Annotated in this window: 19 protein-coding genes; 14 read left to right on the top strand and 5 right to left on the bottom strand. The window is 66.3% G+C overall.

The window, feature by feature from the left end; all coding sequences use genetic code 11:
- The first annotated feature begins 49 nt into the window (after window positions 1-49).
- The 11 genes from AADJ02_RS05365 to AADJ02_RS05415 all read left to right on the top strand — a co-directional run bounded on the left by AADJ02_RS05365 (window position 50) and on the right by AADJ02_RS05415 (window position 11,136).
- Complete coding sequence (locus tag AADJ02_RS05365) at window positions 50-247, top strand: hypothetical protein (protein ID WP_341211966.1); 198 nt, start codon at window positions 50-52, stop codon at window positions 245-247.
- Window positions 248-277: 30 nt separating this feature from the next.
- Window positions 278-1,141: a Flp pilus assembly protein CpaB gene (gene cpaB, locus AADJ02_RS05370; RefSeq protein WP_341211967.1), complete on the top strand. Its 864-nt coding sequence runs from the start codon at window positions 278-280 to the stop codon at window positions 1,139-1,141.
- 151 nt (window positions 1,142-1,292) lie between these two features.
- Complete coding sequence (locus AADJ02_RS05375; protein WP_341211968.1) at window positions 1,293-2,714, top strand: type II and III secretion system protein family protein; 1,422 nt, start codon at window positions 1,293-1,295, stop codon at window positions 2,712-2,714.
- Between the two features lie 14 nt (window positions 2,715-2,728).
- Entirely contained in the window at window positions 2,729-3,376 is a 648-nt protein-coding gene (locus AADJ02_RS05380) for an OmpA family protein (RefSeq protein ID WP_341211969.1), read from the top strand.
- A 188-nt stretch (window positions 3,377-3,564) separates the two neighbouring features.
- The gene (locus tag AADJ02_RS05385) at window positions 3,565-4,812 is read left to right on the top strand and encodes an AAA family ATPase (protein WP_341211970.1); all 1,248 of its coding nucleotides are present in this window, start codon (window positions 3,565-3,567) and stop codon (window positions 4,810-4,812) included.
- A 20-nt stretch (window positions 4,813-4,832) separates the two neighbouring features.
- Window positions 4,833-6,335 carry a CpaF family protein gene (locus AADJ02_RS05390; RefSeq protein ID WP_341211971.1) on the top strand — a complete coding sequence of 501 codons (1,503 nt, stop codon included), beginning with the start codon at window positions 4,833-4,835 and terminating at the stop codon, window positions 6,333-6,335.
- Between the two features lie 4 nt (window positions 6,336-6,339).
- Window positions 6,340-7,308 carry a type II secretion system F family protein gene (locus tag AADJ02_RS05395; RefSeq protein WP_341211972.1) on the top strand — a complete coding sequence of 323 codons (969 nt, stop codon included), beginning with the start codon at window positions 6,340-6,342 and terminating at the stop codon, window positions 7,306-7,308.
- Window positions 7,309-7,311: 3 nt separating this feature from the next.
- Window positions 7,312-8,301, top strand: coding sequence for a type II secretion system F family protein (locus AADJ02_RS05400; protein ID WP_341211973.1), 990 nt, complete (start codon window positions 7,312-7,314; stop codon window positions 8,299-8,301).
- 10 nt (window positions 8,302-8,311) lie between these two features.
- On the top strand, window positions 8,312-8,869 hold the full coding sequence (locus tag AADJ02_RS05405; RefSeq protein ID WP_341211974.1) for a tetratricopeptide repeat protein: 558 nt from the start codon (window positions 8,312-8,314) through the stop codon (window positions 8,867-8,869).
- A 29-nt stretch (window positions 8,870-8,898) separates the two neighbouring features.
- Complete coding sequence (locus tag AADJ02_RS05410; RefSeq protein ID WP_341211975.1) at window positions 8,899-9,750, top strand: tetratricopeptide repeat protein; 852 nt, start codon at window positions 8,899-8,901, stop codon at window positions 9,748-9,750.
- A 72-nt stretch (window positions 9,751-9,822) separates the two neighbouring features.
- Window positions 9,823-11,136: an ATPase gene (locus AADJ02_RS05415; protein WP_341211976.1), complete on the top strand. Its 1,314-nt coding sequence runs from the start codon at window positions 9,823-9,825 to the stop codon at window positions 11,134-11,136.
- On the opposite strand, the gene AADJ02_RS05420 is transcribed toward AADJ02_RS05415, so the two are convergent.
- A complete protein-coding gene (locus AADJ02_RS05420; RefSeq protein WP_341211977.1) occupies window positions 11,133-12,632 on the bottom strand; it encodes an MDR family MFS transporter in 1,500 nt (499 codons plus the stop codon). The two genes, AADJ02_RS05415 and AADJ02_RS05420, sit on opposite strands and share 4 nt — an antisense overlap.
- Window positions 12,633-12,772: 140 nt before the next feature.
- Between AADJ02_RS05420 and AADJ02_RS05425 the strand changes: the two genes are divergently transcribed.
- Genes AADJ02_RS05425 through pdeM form a run of 3 tightly spaced genes read left to right on the top strand, consistent with a single transcriptional unit; the run spans window position 12,773 to window position 16,581 of the window.
- The gene (locus AADJ02_RS05425; protein WP_341211978.1) at window positions 12,773-13,378 is read left to right on the top strand and encodes a MarR family winged helix-turn-helix transcriptional regulator; all 606 of its coding nucleotides are present in this window, start codon (window positions 12,773-12,775) and stop codon (window positions 13,376-13,378) included.
- A gap of 31 nt (window positions 13,379-13,409) precedes the next feature.
- A complete protein-coding gene (locus AADJ02_RS05430; protein WP_341211979.1) occupies window positions 13,410-15,842 on the top strand; it encodes a ligase-associated DNA damage response DEXH box helicase in 2,433 nt (810 codons plus the stop codon).
- Between the two features lie 49 nt (window positions 15,843-15,891).
- A complete protein-coding gene (gene pdeM, locus AADJ02_RS05435; protein ID WP_341211980.1) occupies window positions 15,892-16,581 on the top strand; it encodes a ligase-associated DNA damage response endonuclease PdeM in 690 nt (229 codons plus the stop codon).
- 48 nt (window positions 16,582-16,629) lie between these two features.
- Here the strand turns inward: pdeM and folD are convergent, their stop codons facing one another.
- The 4 genes from folD to AADJ02_RS05455 all read right to left on the bottom strand — a co-directional run bounded on the left by folD (window position 16,630) and on the right by AADJ02_RS05455 (window position 20,231).
- On the bottom strand, window positions 16,630-17,523 hold the full coding sequence (gene folD / locus AADJ02_RS05440; protein ID WP_341211981.1) for a bifunctional methylenetetrahydrofolate dehydrogenase/methenyltetrahydrofolate cyclohydrolase FolD: 894 nt from the start codon (window positions 17,521-17,523) through the stop codon (window positions 16,630-16,632).
- Entirely contained in the window at window positions 17,520-17,825 is a 306-nt protein-coding gene (locus AADJ02_RS05445; RefSeq protein ID WP_341211982.1) for a chorismate mutase, read from the bottom strand. The genes folD and AADJ02_RS05445 overlap by 4 nt, the downstream gene beginning before the upstream one ends.
- Window positions 17,826-17,876: 51 nt before the next feature.
- Window positions 17,877-19,553 carry a formate--tetrahydrofolate ligase gene (locus tag AADJ02_RS05450; protein ID WP_341211983.1) on the bottom strand — a complete coding sequence of 559 codons (1,677 nt, stop codon included), beginning with the start codon at window positions 19,551-19,553 and terminating at the stop codon, window positions 17,877-17,879.
- Between the two features lie 78 nt (window positions 19,554-19,631).
- A complete protein-coding gene (locus AADJ02_RS05455; protein WP_341211984.1) occupies window positions 19,632-20,231 on the bottom strand; it encodes an MOSC domain-containing protein in 600 nt (199 codons plus the stop codon).
- Window positions 20,232-20,331 lie beyond the last annotated feature (100 nt).

Raw genomic sequence — 20,331 nt, forward strand, 5'->3', positions numbered from 1 at the left:
ATCAAGATCACCTATCCGGGCGCATCGCATCAATATCAGGAATCACGCCATGAAGAGACACATCAAAGCCCTCTGGCACCAAGACGAAGGTGCCATCACGGTCGACTGGGTCGTGCTGACCGCGGCGATCGTCGGTCTCACCGTTTCGGTCATGGCACTATTCGTGTCGGCGTCCGGCACACCGGAAGAAGCCTATGGCACCAACATGGACGCGGCGCAGACCTTCGTCGGTTCCCTGCGGAACTGACGAGCGGCCGGTCCGGGAAGGAGACATGAGATGAGAGCGTTATTCGGACTGGTTCTGGTCATGGGCCTCGGGCTCGCGGGCTTTGCGGTCTACATGGTCAAGGGATATTTTGACCAACAGGAGGCCGTGCTCGCGGCCGAGAGGGCGGCGGCATCCGAACGCCTGCCGACCGTGGAAGTGGTCGGCGTGAGGAACCCGATGCCTTATGGCACCGTCATCACCCGTGAGGATCTCAAGCCGATCCAGTATGCCGAGGCGTTCCTGCCGGAAGGCACTTTCGCCGATCTCGAGGCACTGTTCCCCGAAGGCGAGGACGTGCCACGCATCGTGTTGCGGCCGATGGAGCCCAACGAGCCGGTGCTTGCCGCCAAGATCACCGCGCCGGGCGGCGACGCCGGTATCAGCACGCGCCTGGACAGCGGCATGCGCGCCTTCGCGATCAGCGTAAACGCGTCGAGTGGCGTGTCGGGCTTCTTGCGGCCCGGCGACCGGGTCGATGTCTACTGGACCGGCTCCGTCTCGAAAAGCGGCGACGCCCGCGATGTCACCAAGCTGATCGAAACCGGTCTCGAACTGGTCGGCGTCGACCAGACGGCCGATCAGAGCCGCTCCGAGGCAATCATCGCGCGCACCGTGACGGTGCAGGCCACGCCCGAGCAGGTCGCCAAGCTCGCTCAGGCCCAATCCACCGGCACGCTTGCGCTATCTCTCGTGGGTCTGTTCGACGAGGAAGTCGCGGGCGCCGTGGAGGTGGATCAGCGCAGCCTCCTAGGCATCGCGCCCGAAGAAGCCCCACAGATCGCGGCCGCGCCGCCGCCGCCGCCCGAGGTCTGCTCGGTCCGCACCCGGCGCGGAGCCGAGGTGGTCGAGATCGCGATTCCCTGCACCAATTGACCGTGCAGCCGAGGCGCGCAGCCTGTGGCCGCGCGCCCACAAACCCGTTCCAAGCCCCGCCGCGCGTTGCATTAGGTCGCGCCCTCGGGCAGGCTTCGCCTCGACGGGGCAAGACAAGACCCCGATGCACGACCTGCAGCGAGGCGGCCCGATGAGCATCCGACATACCCTCCGGGCCGGCCTGACCGGCCTCGCCCTTGCGATGGCGCTGCCCGCAGCCGGCCATGCCGAGGCGCTCAGGGTTTTGGGTGGCTCCCCGACGCGAGCTCTTCAGGTACCGATGAACCGCGCCGTGGTCGTTGAGAGCGACGTAGCCTTTACCGAGCTTTCGATCGCCAACCCCGGCATCGCCGACATCTCATCGCTCACCGACCGAACCATCTATGTGCTGGGCAAGGCACCGGGGCGCACCACGCTCACCGTGCTGGGTGAAAACGGACGGCTGATCACCAACGTCGAGGTGCACGTCACCCCCGACATCGCGGAGTTCAAGGAACGTCTCGAGCAGATCCTGCCGGGCGAGCCGATCGAGGTGCGTACCGCCAACGACGGCATCGTGCTTTCCGGCGTGGTCAGCTCCATCGGCAAGCTCGACCGTGCGCTGGAGCTGGCCCAGCGCTATGCGCCCGAGCGGGTGTCGAACCTGATGAGCGTCGGCGGCACCCAGCAGGTGATGCTCAAGGTGCGCTTCTCGGAGATGCAGCGTTCGGTCAGCAAGTCGCTCTCGGCCTCTCTGGGCGCGCGCGGCACTGTTCTGGGCGAGAACCTCGGGCTGGCGATCGGCGGCAACACCCTTGCCAACTCAGGCGCGCTGGGCACCGCCTTGGGCGGCAGCCTGCCCAGCGTCAGCACCGGCAACGCGGCGACGCTGTTCGGCTTCAACGCCGGCGGCGTCGAGGTGGGGCTGCTGCTCGAGGCATTGGAAAATCGCGGTGTGGTGCGCACCTTGGCCGAGCCCAACCTCACCGCCCTGTCCGGCCAGGAGGCGAGCTTTCTCGCGGGGGGCGAATACCCGGTCCCGGTCAGCCAGGATGGCGGCTCGATCGCGATCGAGTACAAGCCCTTCGGCGTCGAGCTCAACTTCATTCCGCGCGTGGTCGAAGGCGACCTGATCAACCTCGAACTCAATGCTTCGGTGAGCTCGATCGATCCGACCAACGGCTTTACCGCCAACGGCTTTACCGTCGACGCCTTCCGGCGACGCGAAACCTCGACCACGGTCGAGATGCGCGACGGCGAAAGCTTTGCCATCGCGGGGCTGCTGTCAGACGATTTCAGAGATCTCAAGGGCCAGGTGCCATGGCTGGGCGATATCCCGGTTCTGGGCGCGCTGTTCCGCTCGGCCGAGTACAGCCGCCAGCAGACCGAGCTTGTGATCATCATCACCCCGCATCTGGTCACGCCCACACGGGGTGAGACGCTGGCCATGCCGACCGACCGGGTCCGCCCGCCGACCGAGCGTGACCTGTTCCTGTTTGGACGAATCGCGGCCGATCGCGCGCCGCAGTCCGGCGGCGCGGGCGAGATCGCGCGGCAGGACTTCTCGGGCTCCTACGGCTACGTGCTCGACTGATGGAAGGTACCGCGATGCGCCATGTCCTGACCGCGCTGGGTTGCGCCCTGTCGCTTGCCGCCTGCTCCGCCCCTCCGGGCTTCGATCAGGAGGCGGGAGGCTCCACCGCCGGGTTCGGCAGCTCCACGCTGACCAATACCGCAGCCCAGGGACGGGCCTCCGAGGGGCTCCGGGTCGATCTGGCCCGGCAGTTTGCCGCAGACGTCGACACGGTGATCAACTTCGCCTTCAACTCCGACCAGCTCGACACCGCCGCGCGCGCCACGCTGCAGCAGCAGGCGGGCTGGATTCGCCGCTTCCCCGAACTACGGTTCCGGGTCTATGGTCATACCGATCTCGTGGGCAGCGATGCCTACAACCAGGCGCTCGGCCTGCGCCGCGCCCGTGCCGCCGTTGCCTATCTCGTGTCGCAGGGCCTTGACGCGCGGCGTCTCGAGGCAGTGGCCTCCTTTGGGGAACAACGACCCCTCGTTGCCACCACCCAGCCCGAGCGCGCCAACCGACGCACCGTTACCGAAGTCTCGGGTTTCGTGCAGGGCCATCCCAACCTGCTCAACGGCAAATACGCCGCCGTGGTGTTCGAGGGTTATGTCGAAAGCGCCGCCTCCCCCAGTTCGCTCGGCGACGCAGGCAGCCTTTCGGAGGCGGTCACGGCGCCCTGACCGGCCGGCGACAAACCTCGGATTGTCCGGGGATCGTTGCCCCGCTTCCAACAATTTCAGCTTTTCAGCCCCAATGCAGCCATCATTTCCCGGCATGACTGGTCTTGTGGAGGACACAGGCCGGGTTCGGCAAGGCTCCGAACCATCGCGCAAAGGCGGAGCCACCGCCTGACAAAGGAAACGAAGGAATGAGCAGCACGGCGCCCTTGCAACCCGACCCGCAGCCGATCATGGCCTGCACCATCAGCCGTGATGTGCAGCTGTTCGATCTGCTGATCGAGGACATGGAAGCCGCGATGGGCGAGAACTGGGGTGATCTCGGGTTCGACGACGCCCTCGCCTTTCTGGAGCAACCCGAGGCCGAAGAGCTTGAATTCGTCGCCGTGGCGCTGAGCAAGGAAGACGAAGGTCAGCTCGCGCTCATTGCCGACATCATTTCCCACGCCAAGCGCCGTGACATCAAGGTGGTGCTCATCGCCGACGAGGTCAGCCCCGCGGTGCTGCACCAGCTCTTGCGCGAGGGTGGCGACGAATTCGTGCCCTACCCGCTGCCCGAAGGCGAGCTGGCTCAGGCAATCGACCGGTTGCGCAAGGGCGTGGGCCCGATTCTGCCCGAGGCCCCCAAACCCGAGCCACGCGCCACCGGCGACCGCAGCGGCGTGGTGATTCCGGTGCAGGGACTTGCCGGCGGAAGCGGTGCCACGACGCTTGCGGTGAACCTCGCGTGGGAGTTGGCCAATGTCGATCGCAAGTCGCCGCCACGGGTCTGCCTGATCGACCTCGACCTGCAGTTCGGCACGGTCGCGACATATCTCGACATGCCGCGCCGCGAGGCGGTGCTGGAGCTTTTGAGCGATCTGCCCTCGGCCGACAGCGAAGCCGTGCTCTCGGCGATGCTGGTCCATCAGGAGCGGCTGCATGTGCTGACTTCGCCGTCTGAACTGGTGCCGCTCGATCTGGTCGGCCCCGACGACGTGGCGCACCTGATCGAAATGGCGCGGGTCAACTTCGATTATGTCGTGATCGACATGCCGCCGACCCTCGTCGATTGGTCCGAGACCGTGCTTCAGGCCGCGCATGTCTATTTCGCGACGCTCGAACTCGACATGCGCTCGGCACAGAACACGATGCGGCTCAAGCGGGCGTTGCAGTCCGAAGACCTGCCTTTCGAAAAGTTGCGCTTCGTGCTCAACCGAGCGCCGGGCTTCACCGATCTTTCGGGCAAGAGCCGGGCCCGCAGGCTGGCCGATTCTCTTGGCATCTCGATCGAGATCCAACTTCCCGACGGCGGCCGGGCAGTGACACAGAGCGCCGACCACGGCACGCCGCTTGCCGAAGGGGCCGCGAAGAATTCGCTGCGCCGCGAGATCGCGAAGCTCGCGCGCTCGGTCCACAAGGTCAACGTCGCCGAGGCCAGCGCCGATACGGCGGGCTGAGCGCAGCACAGGAGGACGCCATGTTCTCGAAATTCAGAAAGACCGAACCCGAGGGCCACGCCGCCCAGCCGAGGGCCGCCGGCGTCGCCAGCGCCGTCCCGCGCGCGCAGCCCGCCGCCGCGCCGCAGCCCGCAGCTCAGCCCGGGCCTGCAACGGCCGCATCGGCCGCCGCCACCCGCCGTGCCGGACCCACCACTGAGCCCCAGCGCCGCACCGCCGAAGCTGCCCCCGCCGACAAGGAACGCCGCCGCAAGGAGCGGTTCGCCGAGATCAAGCTCGAGGTGCACAAGGCGCTGCTCGACACGCTGAACCTCGCCGCGCTCGAAAAGGCCAGCGAGCAGGATCTGCGCGCCGAGATCAACGACATCGCAACCGAGACGCTCGAAACCATGGGCGTGTCGCTCAACCGCGAAGAACGCCAGAGCCTTTCCCAAGATCTGTTCTTCGAGGTCACCGGCCTCGGTCCGCTCGAGACGCTCCTGAAGGACGACACGGTCAACGACATCCTCGTCAACGGCCCGCACCAGATTTTTGTGGAGCGCGACGGCAAGCTGCAGCTCACCGACATCACCTTCAAGGATGAGCGGCACCTGCTCAGGATCATCGACAAGATCGTCTCAGCCGTGGGCCGACGCGTTGACGAATCCAACCCCTATGTCGACGCCCGCCTCGCGGATGGCTCGCGCTTCAACGCCATGGTCGGCCCGATCGCAGTTGACGGCTCGCTCGTGTCAATCCGCAAGTTCAAGAAGGACAAGCTCGGCATCGAGGATCTCGTGCGCTTTGGCGCGATGACCGAGGAAATGGCGACCTATCTGCAGGCAGCGGTGGCGACACGGCTCAACATCATCGTCTCGGGCGGCACCGGCTCGGGCAAGACCACCACGCTCAACGCGCTATCGAGCTTCATCGACGACAACGAGCGCATCCTGACGATCGAGGACACGGCCGAGCTTCAGCTGCAGCAAACCCATGTAGGCCGGATGGAAAGCCGCCCCGCCAACGTCGAGGGCCGCGGCGCGGTGAGCCAGCGCGATTGCCTCAAGAACGCGCTCAGGATGCGTCCCGACCGGATCATCGTCGGCGAGACGCGCGGCGAGGAGGTAATCGACATGCTGCAGGCGATGAACACCGGCCACGACGGCTCAATGACCACGATCCACGCCAACTCGGCGCGCGACGGCGTCAGCCGTCTCGAGAACATGATCGCCATGGCGGGCATCGAGATGCCGATCAAGGCCGTCCGCAGCCAGATCGCAAGCGCCGTGAACCTGATCGTGCAGGCCTCTCGACTGCAGGACGGCTCGCGCCGGATGACCTCGATCACCGAGATCACCGGCATGGAGGGCGACGTGATCTCGATGCAGGAGGTGTTCCGCTACCGCCGCGTCGGGCTGACCCCCGACAACAAGATCATCGGCCATTTTACCGCGACCGGCGTGCGCAGCCATTTCTCCGAGCGTTTCCGGCTCTGGGGTTATGACCTGCCGGCGTCGGTGTTCGAGCCCATGGCGGCGGAGTGAGATCATGAACCTCAGCGCAGAACCGATCATCTACGGCCTCGTCTTCATCGCCGTCCTCGTCCTGGTCGAGGGGGTGTATCTTACCGTTTTCGGCCGCTCCATAAGTCTCAACAACCGGGTCAACCGACGGCTGACACTGCTGGAGAAGGGCAGCCGTCGCGAAGAGGTGCTCGAGCAACTGCGCAAGGAGATGTCGCAGCACATGCGCTCGCGTCGCGTGCCGCTCTATTCGCTTTTGGCCAACAAGGCGCAAAAAGCCAACATCGCCTTCACACCGCGCCAGCTGGTGCTGTTGATGTTCGGCCTCGGCGTCGTGGCCTATGGCGGTCTGACCGTGGGCACGGGCGCCGGCCCGGAGATCCGCATTGCGGTGGCCGCGGCGATGGGGGTCGGCGGCGTCTATGTCTGGGTCAGCAACAAGGCCAAGAAGCGCATCGGCCTGATCGAGGCGCAGCTGCCCGAAGCGATCGAGTTGATGGTGCGGTCGCTCCGGGTCGGACACCCGTTCTCTTCCGCCATCGCCGTCGTCGCCAAAGAGGTGCCCGATCCGCTTGGCTCCGAAATGGGGCTGATCGCCGACGAAGCGGCCTATGGGCGCGACATGAGCGACAGCCTCAAGGCCATGGCCGAGCGTCTCGACCTGCAGGATCTGCGCTTTCTTGCCGTCGCGGTAACGATCCAGCGGCAGGCGGGCGGCAACCTCGCCGAGATCCTCGACGGCCTGTCCAAGGTGGTGCGCGCGCGCTTCCGTCTGTTCCGGCGGGTGAAGGCGATCACCGCCGAGGCCAAGTGGTCGGGCATGTTCCTGTCGGGTTTCCCGCTCGCGGCGCTGGCCGGGATCAATCTGATGGAGCCCAACTACTATGACAAGGTAAGCGATACGGCGGTCTTCATCCCGGCCTGCTTCGTCGTCGCGGCATTCCTGATCGTGAACGTCTTCGTCATGCGCGCCCTCGTCAACATCAAGGTCTGACCCATGAACATGCTCCAGCAGATCGAGGCTTTGCTCGTGGCCAACCTCGGGCCGGCGGGCCCGCTCCTCGCGGTCGGGCTTCTCGGTCTTACAATGGTCCTTCTCACGCTGCCGGCGCTGCTGCGCCGCAAGAGCGATCCGCTGGATCGGCTCAAGGCTCAGAACGCGGGTGGCGGCGACGCACCAACGGCCAAGGAGGGTACGGACCGGCTCCGTGCGCCCTCGGCGGCTGACAAGCTCGAACGCTACGCCACCTTTCTCGAGCCCCAGAACGCCGAAGAATATTCCGCCGTTCGCCTGCGGTTGCTGCAGGCGGGCTACCGCAGCCGCAACGCCGTCCGAATTTACCACTTCAGCCAGTTCGCCCTGGGCATCGGCGCGCTGCTCGGCGGTCTCGTCTATGCGCTCAGCCAGGGCGACGCCGATGCTCAGGCCATGATCGTCTCCACACTGGTCCCCGCGGCCATCGGCTACATGACGCCGAAATACTGGGTGACGCGACGCCGCGAATCGCGTCGCCAGAGCATCACCGATGGCTTTCCCGACAGCCTCGACATGATGCTGGTCTGCGTCGAGGCGGGACAGTCGCTCGACCAATCGATCATCCGGGTGAGCCGCGAGTTGCGGGCGGGCTATCCGGACCTTGCCTTCGAATACAGCCAGGTCGCGCATGAGATGAAGGCCGGCAAGGACAAGACGCTGGTGCTGCGCGACCTGTCCGAGCGCTGCGGCGTTGTCGACATCTCTAGCTTTGTCACCGTGCTGGTACAAAGCCAGCAGTTCGGCACCTCGATCGCCGAGGCGCTTCGGGTGTTCTCGGCGGAGATGCGTGACAAACGCGTGATGCGGGCTGAAGAAAAGGCTAATACCCTGCCGACCAAGATGACGCTGGCCACGATGATGTTGACGGTGCCACCGCTGCTGATCATCCTGATCGGGCCGTCGCTCTTCGACATCTACATGACCCTCGGCGGCGGGGCATCCGGGAACTGACGCCCCTTTCATGAGACCACTCGCCCTCCTCGCCGCCTTCGCCCTGCTGGCCGCCTGCTCCGACGCGGGCGGCCTGTCTGCATCTTCGGGGGGCATCTACGCCCCCGGCCCCTCCGGCGCGCCCGACGTCGACGGGCTGATCGTCGGACACCGGCTCATGGCCGCGAACGAGGCCGAGCTGGCGCTTTCGGCCTATGGGCGCGCGGCGGCGGAGCGCGGGCTCGATGTCGACACGCTGTCGGCCATGGGCTCGGCCAACCTGCGGCTCGGACGGCTCGGTCAGGCCGAACGCCTGCTGCGCCGGGCCGTGGCGCTCGACGGGGATTTCGCTCCGGCCTGGAACAACCTCGGCGTGGTGCTGATGGAAACCGGGCGCATCGCCGAGGCCGCTGAGAGCTTTCGCAGGGCCTTCGGCCTCGTGAATGGCAGTGACGACATGGTGCGCGACAACCTGCGCCGGGCCCTCGCCAAGCGCGATGACGCCCTCTATGCTGGCTCGAACGAAACCGAAGAGTTTCAACTGGTGCGGCGCGGATCGAGCGAATACACGATTCTGACCGCCCTGTGAGGATGACGAGCAGCAAAGGACGCCGCCCCATGCGCCTTCCCGTCCGCAACTGCGCCGCGCTTCTGGCGCTGCTTCTGGCTGGCTGCGGCACGCCGGATGGCGAAGTGGACCGCGCGGTGAGCGATCTGCGCGAGGCGCGCGATGCCGATCTCAACGAGATCATGCTTACAGTCGCCGAGCCCGCCGAAAGCGTTGCCTATTTCCAGCGTCTCGCCACCGAAACGCCCGATGCGATCGAGATCCAGCGCGGTCTGGCCACGTCTCTGGTGCGCGCCAAGCGTGGTCCCGAAGGCGTCGCAGCCTGGCGCCGTGTAACGACGCATCCGCAGGCGGGGCCGGCCGACGGGGTCGAGCTTGCCGATGCGCTGATCCGCACCAACGACTGGGACGGTGCCGAAAAGGTGCTCGATGGGGTGCCGCCGACCTTCGAGACCTTCCAGCGCTACCGGCTCGAGGCAATGGTCGCCGACAGCAACGAGGAATGGACCCGCGCCGACAGCTTCTATGAAACCGCCGTGGGGCTGACCACCACGCCTGCGGGGGCGCTCAACAACTGGGGCTTCTCAAAGCTCACGCGGGGCGATTACCGCGGGGCAGAACGGCTGTTCACGGACGCGCTTCGGCAGGAGCCGGGGCTGTTCACCGCCAAGAACAACCTCGTTCTGGCACGCGGCGCGCAGCGCAACTACCAACTTCCCGTGATCCCGCTGAGCCAGACCGAGCGGGCGCAGCTGCTCTATACGCTCGCTCTTACCGCGATCAAGCAGAACGACGTGACCATCGGCAAGGGGCTGTTGCGCGAGGCGGTCGACACGCATCCGCAGCATTTCGAGGAAGCCGCAAGGGCCCTGCGCGCGCTCGAGGGCGGGGCGGCCAACTAGCGCCCTGCGCGCTCCCTCATCACGCCATATTGCCCCTACAGACTGTCCCGACCGATTGGGTTGGGGGTGACCATGAACATGCAGATCGGCACGACCGCGCCACAGATGCCGCGCAGTCTCGACGATGTCGGGCTGCAGGTGGTGATGATGCGCGACATCGCCCTCAAGACGATCTTTCGAATGAATGCGCGGCTGGTCAGCGAGATCGCCAAGTCGATCCGCCTTCCGATCAATGTGACGCAGGATCTCGTCGATCTGATGCGCGGCCAAAAGCTCATCGAGGCGATGGGCACGCTGAATAGTGGTGGTGGTGGCGGCTCGGAGATGCCCTATCAGCTCACCGATACCGGTCGGGCGCGGGCGCTCGACGCGCTGGCCCAGTCCGAGTATTTCGGACCGATGCCGGTGCCCTTGGCGGAGTACCGCGTGCAGGTGGCGCGCCAGTCGGTGCGCAACATGACCATCACGCGCGACCGGCTTCAGGCGGCGATGGGCCATCTGGTGCTGCCGCCTGCGCTGCTCGACCAACTCGGGCCCGCGATCGGGGCCGGGCGATCGATCCTGATGTACGGCCCCCCCGGCAACGGCAAATCCTCGATCTCGAACGGCATTCGCGAAGCCTTTGGCGATCTGGTCTATGTGCCCTGCGCGATCGAATACGGCGGACAGGTCATCACCCTGTACGACCCGGTCATTCACGCCAGCATCGAAGACGCCCCCGAAGATCCGAACGCGCTGCGCCGCTCGTCCACACGGTTCGACGCGCGGTACGTCCGCTGCGAGCGGCCAACCGTCGTCACCGGCGGTGAGCTGTCGCTCGACATGCTGGATCTTGTCTACAACCCGGTCTCGCGCACTTATCAGGCCCCTTTGCAGCTCAAGGCCACGGGCGGGATCTTCATCGTCGACGACCTCGGGCGTCAGGCCGAGCCGCCGCAGAAGCTGGTGAACCGCTGGATCGTGCCGCTCGAAGAAAACCGCGACATCCTTTCGCTGCAATCGGGCGAAAAGTTCGAAGTTCCCTTCGACACGCTGGTGATCTTTTCGACCAACTTCCACCCGCGCGAGATCTTCGACCAAGCGGCGCTGCGGCGGATCTTCTACAAGATCCGCATCGATGGTCCGCGTCAGGAGGAATTTCTCAAGATCTTCGCTCTGGTCGCTCGCAAAAAGCGAATACCGCTCGATCAGACGGCCTTGGTCCATCTGCTCAAGGTCAAGTATCCGACCATAGGCAACGTCTACGCCAACTACCAGCCGGTGTTCCTGATCGATCAGATCATCTCGATCTGTGAATTCGAGGGCCTGCCCTACCAAATGACGCCGGAACTGATCGATCGGGCTTGGGACAACATGTTCGTGCGCGACGGCGACGTCGTGCACTAGGCGTCCGACAGGGGCACTTCCCGCAGTAGCAGCGTGATGGCGAAAGCCAGCGCCGCGATGCCCGCCGCCAGCAGGAAGATCGGATCGAGGGCCGCGGCAAAACCCGCCAGCACGCCCTCGCGCGCCTGCGGCTCGAGTGCCATCACCGCCTCACGGCTGATTGCGCCCAGACCCGCGCCTTCGATCCGTCCCGCAAGGTTCTGCGCCAGCCCCGCGCCGAACACCGCACCAAAGATCGAGGTGCCGAGCGAGCCGCCGATGAGCCGAAACATGTTCGCGCTCGCGGTGCCCACGCCCAGCATGGACCGCGGCACCGCGTTCTGTATCGCGGCAACGCCCACGCTCATCATCGGGCCGATGCCGAGGCCCGTGGCCGCCATCAGCGCCACGACCTGCCACAACGGCGTGTCCGCCCCGAGGCGCGACAGACCCAGCATCGCGACGCTCAAAAGCGCCGTCGAAAGCACCGGCAACAGCTTGTAGCGTCCTGTCTTGCCCATCACCCGACCGGAGGCGACCGACGCGCCGATCAGCCCGGCCATCATCGGCAGAAGGAACATCCCCGACATCACCGGCGACACGCCTTTGACCACCTGAAGATAGAGCGGCAGGAAAGTGATCGTGCCGAACATCGCCATGCCGACAAGCAGACCGGCCGCGTTGACCACCGCCACCGCGTTTAGGCGAAACAGCGACAGCGGCAGGATCGGCTCCTGAGCCCGCGTCTCGGCCACGAGAAAGCCCGCAATGGCCGCGACCGTCGCCGTCATGAGCACCAGCATCGCCGGATCACCCCAACGCAGCGTCGTGCCGCCGAGGCTCGAGGTCAGCACGAGACCCGAAAGCGCGGCGGTCAGAAGCGCCGCCCCCGCCACGTCGATGCGCGGCCGGGCGCGTGAGGTGCTGCTCTCAAGGGCCGATTGCAGCACGATCCAGGCCAGCGCCACCACCGGAAGGTTGGCAAAGAAGATCCAGTGCCAGCCGAGGCTCTGCACGAGGGCCCCACCGACCAGCGGCCCCACCACGGTCGACAGGCCGAATACGCCGCCCAGCGCACCCTGCACACGGCTGCGCTCGCGCGGAGGCAGAAGATCCGCCACCACCGCCATCGACACGACGATCAGCCCGCCGCCGCCCAACCCCTGCACCGCCCGGCCGACGATCAGCACCTCCATCGAAGGGGCGACACCGCAGATGAGCGCGCCCAGCGTGAAGACCCCAAGCCCCCCCTGCAGCACCGCCTTGCGCCCGAACAGATCGCCCAGCTTGCCAAAGATCGGCGCACCCACGGTCGAGGCCAGTAGATAGGCCGTCACCACCCACGTCATCCGGTTCAGCCCGCCGAGATCGGCGGTAATCACCGGCAGCGCGGTCGAAACGATGGTCTGCCCGGTCGAGGCCACGAAGAGCGTCACTGCCACGGCCCAGATCGCGAGGCGAAGTCGCGTATCATGGCCCGCGCCGGTCGCTTCGGTGGTATCGGGTGTGGCGGTCATGCGAAGCTCCGGGCTATCAGGGCGCAAAGGAAACCGGCCCGCCGGACGGGCGGGTGGGGCTTGTGGTAAGGATGCGGTGACGCCAGATATGTGTCACCGGCACATGCATGTCAACGACATGTAAATCGGAAAGGCGAAGAATGGCCGAACGCGACGAGGATCTGATTGGGGAAATGGCGCGGGCCGGGATCGATCCCGAAGTTACGCGCGCGGCGCTGGCCTTCGACGCGGTGCTGCAACGCTGGCGCAGACGCGTGCGCACGCGAGAGTTGGGGCACCGGGCGCTGTCCGAACTTGGCTTGCCGCTCGATCTGGCTCAGCTCGACGTGATGATCGCCATCCACGCCCCCGCCAATGAGTTCGGTGACGATCCCGAAGGCGAGACCATGGTCTCGACCGTGGCGCAGCGTCTCAACATCGATCCCTCGCGCGCCAGCCGCATCGTGTCGGACCTGATCGCGCGCGGCTTTGCCGAGCGCGCGGCGAGCCAGGCGGACGCACGACGCACCATCGTGGCGCTGACCACCTCTGGGCAGGCCATCGTCGAGGCGGTGCGGCGCTACAAGTTCCTGCTGTTGGGCGGGTTTCTCTCAGGCTGGACCCCGGAAGAGACCGAAACGCTGCTTCCGCTGCTCGAGCGATTCTCGCATTGGTCCGAAACCGGAGCCACGGCGACCGAGGCCGGACTCGACGCGCGCATCGCGGGTCTGCGCGACGAACTGGCGCAGAGGCTTTCCGAACTTTGAAAGCGAGGGGGGCGCGCCCTAGATCAGGGGGATGACCGCCCTGCCCCCCTCTTTCGAGCACTGGTTCGCCACGCGCGGCTGGAGCATTCACCCGCACCAGCGCGAAATGCTGGCGCGCGCCGATGCGCCCTCCCTCATGCTCATCGCGCCCACCGGGGGCGGCAAGACGCTTGCGGGTTTCCTGCCAACGCTGGCGGAACTGGCGGACGGCGCGCACAAGGGGCTGCACACGCTCTACATCTCGCCATTGAAGGCGCTGGCGACTGATATACGCCGCAATCTCACCATCCCGATCGAGGAGATGGACCTGCCGATCCGGGTCGAGGATCGCACCGGCGACACCAAGCAGACCGCCAAGAAACGTCAGCGCGCCGACCCGCCGCAGATCCTGCTGACCACACCCGAGAGCCTCGCTCTGCTTATCTCCTACGAGGACGCGCCGCGTATCTTCGCGGGGCTGCAGCGGGTCATCGTCGATGAGATCCACGCCTTGGCCGAGGGTAAGCGCGGCGACCAGCTGATGCTGACACTGGGGCGGCTGGAGACGCTTTCGCCCGGGCTGCGCCGCGTCGGTCTTTCGGCCACGGTGGACGACCCCGACGCCTTGGCCGCCCAGCTCGCCCGCGCGCCGGACCCTTGCGAGATCATCGTGGCCGATCCCGGCCCCGATCCCGACATCTCGATGCTGCATACCGAAGCCCCACCGCCTTGGGCCGGGGCGGGCGGTGCCTATGCGGTGCGCGAGGTGCTGGCGCAGGTAAAGCAGCACAAGACCACGCTGATCTTTCACAACACCCGCGCGCAGGCCGAGATCTTCTTTCACAAGCTCTGGCTCGCCAACGAAGACGACCTGCCTATCGGTATCCACCACGGGAGCCTGTCGCGGCAGGTCCGCGCCAATGTCGAAGCGGCGATGGTGGCCGGAGAGCTGAAGGCCATCGTCTGCACCGGCAGTCTCGATCTCGGCATCGATTGGGGCGACGTCGACCTCGTGATCCAGATCGGCGCGCCCAAGAACGTCAAACGCCTCGTGCAGCGCATCGGCCGGGCCAACCATCAATACAACGCGCCCTCCAAGGCGCTCCTCGTGCCCGCCAATCGCTTCGAGGTGGTCGAATGCATGGCAGCACTCGAGGCGGTGAAGGCGCGCGAACTCGATGGCAACCCCAAGGGCCCCGGTCCGCTCGACGTGCTGTGCCAGCATATCATGATCACCGCCTGCGCCGGACCCTTCGACGAGGACGCGCTGTTCGCGGAGGTTCGAGGCGTCGGCGCCTATGCCGGGATCAGCCGGGCGCAGTTCGACGACTGTCTCGATTTCGTGGCGACGGGCGGCTACGCGCTGCGCGCCTATGACAAGTGGAAGCGCCTGCTGCAGCGCCCTGACGGGCTGTGGCAGCTGCGGGACCCGCGCTCGGCTTTGCGCATTCGCATGAACATCGGCACCATTCAAGACGCCGACATGCTGAAGGTGCGGATGCGCGGACGCGGCGGGCGGCCCTTGGGCGAGGTCGAAGAGGGCTTTGCCTCCTCACTGACGCCGGGCGACACCTTCCTCATTGGCGGTCAGGTCGTGCGCTACGAGACCCTGCGCGAGATGACCGTGGAGGTCACCCGTCGCGCCGACCGCGAGCCGCGCATCGCCACCTATGCGGGGGCCAAAATGCCCACATCGGCGCAGCTTGCGCACCGCATCCTCGACACGCTGCAGCGCCCCGACTGGCCCGAGCTGCCGCGCCACACGCGCGACTGGCTGCACCTGCAGCGCGAGGTGTCGCAGATGCCCCAGCGCGGGCGCATCCTCGTCGAGACGTTTGAGCATGACGGGCGGCACCACGCCTGTTTCCACACCTTTGCGGGCCGCCATGCGCAGCAGACGCTGGGGCTACTGCTCACGCGGCGGATGGAGACGCTGGGGCTGCACCCGCTCGGGTTCGTCGGCACCGACTATGCGACGCTGGTTTGGGGCCTCGACGAACTAGACGACCCCGCGCCGCTGTTCGAGGCGCATGAATTGCGCGAGGGGCTGGAAGGGTGGCTCACTTCGAACGCGGTGATGAAGCGGACCTTTCGGGGCGTCGCCAGCATCGCGGGGCTGATCGAGAAGAACCTGCCGCAGGTCCGCAAGACCGGGCGTCAGGCGACCTTCAGCTCGGACATCCTTTACGACACGCTGGCTAAATACGACCCCGAGCATTTGATCCTTCGGGTCACGCGCCAAGAGGCGATGCGCGGTCTGGTAGACTTTGCCCGTGTCGAGGAGATGCTTGAGCGCACCAAGGGTCGGGTCGATCTGGTGCGCGCCAAGCGCCCCACCCCGCTCGCCGCCGCGATGCTGCTCGAGCGCGATCGTGTGCCAGTGGCGGGCGCGGGTCGCGAGCGTCTGGCCGAGGAGGAGGCGGCGCGGCTGCTCAAGGAATCCGGCCTCGCGGCTTTTGGAGCGGCGACCATCGCGGGGGTGTGAGGGCGGTCTCGCTTGCATGAGCGGTCCGGCGCGGGCATGGGGACGTTCCATGAACGCCATCGAGATTCCATTTCAAGGCGAGACGCTCTGCGCGCTGGCCTCCGGCGCCCTGTTCTGGCGCGCGCGCGACTTGCTGATCGTGTCGGACCTGCACTTGGGCAAGTCCGAGCGCATTGCCCGCAGGCGCGGCACCATGCTGCCGCCCTATGAAACCCGCGCGACGTTGGAACGGCTGGCGGCGGACCTTGCAGCGACACAGGCGGGCGACGTCCTGTGTCTGGGCGACAGCTTCGACGATCTGGATGCCGCGAAAGGGCTGGACCCGGAGGACCGCACGCATCTCGTCTCGCTGATCCAAGGCCGCGCCTGGCACTGGGTCGAAGGCAACCATGACCCCGGCCCTGCGGGGCTGCCGGGGGAACATCACGCCGAACTGACGCTCGGCCCGCTTACCTTCCGCCATATCGCCGAGCCGGGCGCGCAGGGGGAGCTGTCGGGGCATTACCACCCCAAGCTCGGCCTGCCCGGCTGTGGCGGCACGCGCCCGTGCTTTTTGTTCGACACCGATCGGATGATCCTGCCGGCTTACGGCGCCTATACCGGCGGTATGCCCGCCACCGCGCCCGAGCTGCGCACCCTTATCGGCAGCCCGGCCTTCGCGGTACTGACGGGAACAAAGCCCCTGCTCGTCCCCTACCCCGCGCGCGCAGGCACGGGGCGAGGTCGCAGGCGGTTCTAGTCCGAGCGCCCTTCGGGCAGGTTCAGACCATAAGCCCTTCGGGCAAGTTCAGACGGTGAGCCCTTCGGGCTCGGGCAACCCGTTCGCCCGGCAAGCAGCCGTGAGCGTGTTGGCCAACAGGCAAGCGATGGTCATCGGACCGACGCCACCCGGCACCGGGGTGATCGCGCCCGCCACCTCCTTTGCCTCTTCGAAATCGACGTCGCCTACCAGCCGCGTCTTGCCGCCCTCAACCTCGATCCGGTTGATGCCCACGTCGATCACCGTGGCACCGGGTTTGATCCACGAGCCCTTGACCATGCCGGGCCGCCCGACGGCGGCGACGACGATGTCGGCGCGGCGCACCACTTCCTCAATATCCCTGGTGCGGCTATGCGCGATGCTCACCGTGCAGCTTTCGCCCAAGAGCAGATGCGCCATCGGCTTGCCGACGATGTTGGAGCGACCGATCACCACCGCCTCCTTGCCCGACATGTCGCCCAGATGGTCGCGCAGCATCATCAGGCAGCCCAGTGGCGTGCAGGGCACCATTGCCTTCTGCCCGGTCCCCAACAGGCCGACGTTGGAGATGTGAAACCCGTCCACGTCCTTGGCCGGGTCGATGGTGTTGATGACCACGTCGGAGTTCATGTGCTTGGGCAGCGGCAGCTGGACGAGAATGCCGTGCACCTTGGCGTCAGCGTTGAGCTTTTCGACCAGTGCCACCAGATCGGCCTCGGTCGTCTCCTCCGGCAGGCGATGCGTGAAGCTCTCCATCCCAACCTCGACCGTCATCCGGCCCTTGGACTTCACATAGACTTCAGAGGCCGCATCCGCGCCTACCAGTACCACGGCGAGACCCGGGGTTACGCCATGCGCCGCCTTGAGCGACGAGACCTGTTCGGCCACGCGGCCACGGATGTCGGCGGCAAAAGCCTTGCCGTCGATGATGGTCGCGCTCATCCCGCGTCTCCCTTGCCCAGAACCTCTTCCTCGCGCGCGATGAAATGCTCCATCATCTCGCGCCACAGCCGCTCCGCGAGGCTGGTGTCGAGCCCCTCGGCATGAGCGCGAGCAATGACCTTGTCGAGCACGTCCTGCACCCGCGTCTCGATCCGCGCGGGCAATCCCTCGCCCGGCTTCAGCTCGATCGCCCGCTCGATCATCGTGGAGCGGCGCGCCAGAAGTCGCACCAACTCCGCGTCGATCGTGTCGATCTCGCGCCTGAGCGCCGCCATGTCACCGATCTCGGCCGCTGCCGTCATTCGAAATCCTCCGAAAGCTCGTTTGGCGGCCTTTTCCCACAGGATGGCGGTCTAGAACAGACCCTCGACGTGACCGGTCTTGGACAGGCGGATCCGCTCGGCGGCGGGGCGGCTCGGCAGACCGGGCATGGTCATGATCTCTCCGCAGATCGCCACCACGAAACCCGCCCCTGCCGAGAGCCGCACCTCGCGCACCGGAACGTCATGGCCGGTGGGGGCGCCGCGACGCGTCGGGTCGGTGGTAAAGCTGTACTGCGTCTTGGCCATGCAGACAGGAAGGTGGCCATAGCCTTGCGCCTCCCAAGCGTGGAGCTGCTCGCGGATCCTGGCGTCGGCGATGGCCTGATCGGCGTGGTAGATGCGTCGCGCGATGGTGTCGATCTTGTCGAACAGCCCCATCTCGTCCTCGTAGAGCGGCGAGAAGGCCGCGGCGCCGCTTTCGGCCAGTGCCACGACACGCTGGGCCAACGCCTCCGCGCCACGCCCGCCTTCGGCCCAATGGCGGCACAGCACCGCCTCGGAGCCGTGGTGATGCACATAGTCCGTGACGGCGGCGATCTCGGCCTCGCTGTCGCCGTCGAAATGGTTGATCGCCACCACCACCGGCACGCCAAACCCCTTGAGGTTCGACAGGTGCCGCCCGAGGTTGGCGCAGCCGCGCGCCACGGCTTCGGGGTCATGCCGGGCCAAATCTTCCTTGGCGGTGCCGCCGTTCATCTTGAGCGCGCGGATCGTCGCCACGAGCACGGCGGCATCGGGGTGCAGCCCGGCCTTGCGGCACTTGATGTCAAAGAATTTCTCGGCCCCCAGATCTGCGCCGAACCCGGCCTCCGTCACCACGAAATCCGCGAGCTTCAGCGCCGTCGTGGTGGCGATGACCGAGTTGCAGCCATGCGCGATGTTGGCGAAGGGGCCGCCATGCACGAAGGCGGGATTGTTCTCGAGCGTCTGCACGAGGTTGGGCTGCATCGCGTCGCGCAGGAGCACCGTCATCGCACCATCGGCCTTCAGATCGCGCGCGAACACCGGCGTCTTGTCGCGTCGATAGGCCACGATCATGTCGCCTAGGCGCTTTTCGAGATCTTGCAGATCGGTGGCGAGGCACAGGATCGCCATCACCTCGGAAGCGACGGTGATGTCGAAACCCGCCTCACGCGGAAAGCCGTTCGATACCCCACCCAAGGAGGCCGTGATTTGCCGCAGGGCGCGGTCGTTCATGTCCATGACGCGCCGCCAAACGATGCGGCGGGTGTCGATGTCGAGCTCATTGCCCCAGTAGATATGGTTGTCGATCATCGCCGAAAGCAGGTTGTGCGCGGAGGTGATCGCGTGGAAGTCGCCGGTGAAATGGAGGTTCATCTCCTCCATTGGCACGATTTGCGCATAGCCGCCGCCCGCCGCCCCGCCCTTCATGCCAAAGTTCGGTCCGAGCGAGGCCTCGCGGATGCAGACCGCCGCCTTGCGTCCGATGCGGTTGATGGCGTCGCCCAAACCCACAGTGGTGGTGGTCTTGCCCTCGCCCGCAGGCGTTGGATTGATCGCCGTCACGAGGATCAACTTGCCGTCCGGGCGGCCTTTCAGGCTGTCGATGAAGGGCTGGGAGATCTTGGCCTTGTCGTGGCCATAGGGGAGCAGGTCGGCCTCTCCGATGCCAAGCCGTGCGCCGATCTCGCGGATCGGCAGCTTGTCTGCCGCGCGGGCGATCTCGATGTCGGTTTTCTGCGCCATGTCCGGCCTCCCTTTTCCCTGCCTCAGCGTCGCGGCTTGGGGCAGGTTGTCCTGCGTCCCGGCGACCCTTCGACGCGCTTAAGCGTCGCTCATGGCGTCCGGACGCCACGCTCTTTGATCTGGCAGATGCAGACGCAACGCATCGCCACGCCGCAGCGTGCCGGGCCGCTCAACCCATGCGGTGACGCCGCGCAGGCCCTTGGCGGCGGTCTTAAATGCCTTTCCCTGCCCCGGATGCGCCGCTTCTATGGTCATCGCCGGAAATTGGCAGGGCCGATTCTGCATGTCGATCACGAGCGTGCTGCCATCAGGCCCCTGCAGCCGCGCCGAAGGCGGAAGATGGCTGAAGTCGGGCAGGCCCTCTATGACGACCGAAGCACCGAGCCACGCGGGGTCGATCGTCTCCAGCCCCAGCTTCGCGGCGATCTTTGCCATCTCTTCGGCCCCTACAAGGCTGAGCTGACGCGTGTTGCGGATTTCGGTGCCCCGAACGTGCTGCGAGGTGACGCGCGAACACGAGGGCCGGGTCAGGCCGGCATGGATCTCGCCCGCGAGGCCGTCGAACCCAAGCGTCATCTGGTCCAACGCCTCGGTTTCGATCGTCTTGGCGTCGCGGTGCGGCACGCGGCCCAACCAAGTGATGCGACCGTAGAACTCGGTAGGGGCAAGGGCGGGCATGGCGACTCCTGCAAGCTGTGCGTCCCTCTTGCCAGCCTGAGCAGCCACGCTCAAGCGGCCACGCAAAAGCCCCGGCACCTCTCGGAGCCGGGGCTTGATG

Origin of the sequence: uncultured Limimaricola sp. (genome assembly GCF_964022235.1) — a bacterium.
In the GTDB taxonomy this organism is placed as follows: domain Bacteria; phylum Pseudomonadota; class Alphaproteobacteria; order Rhodobacterales; family Rhodobacteraceae; genus Limimaricola.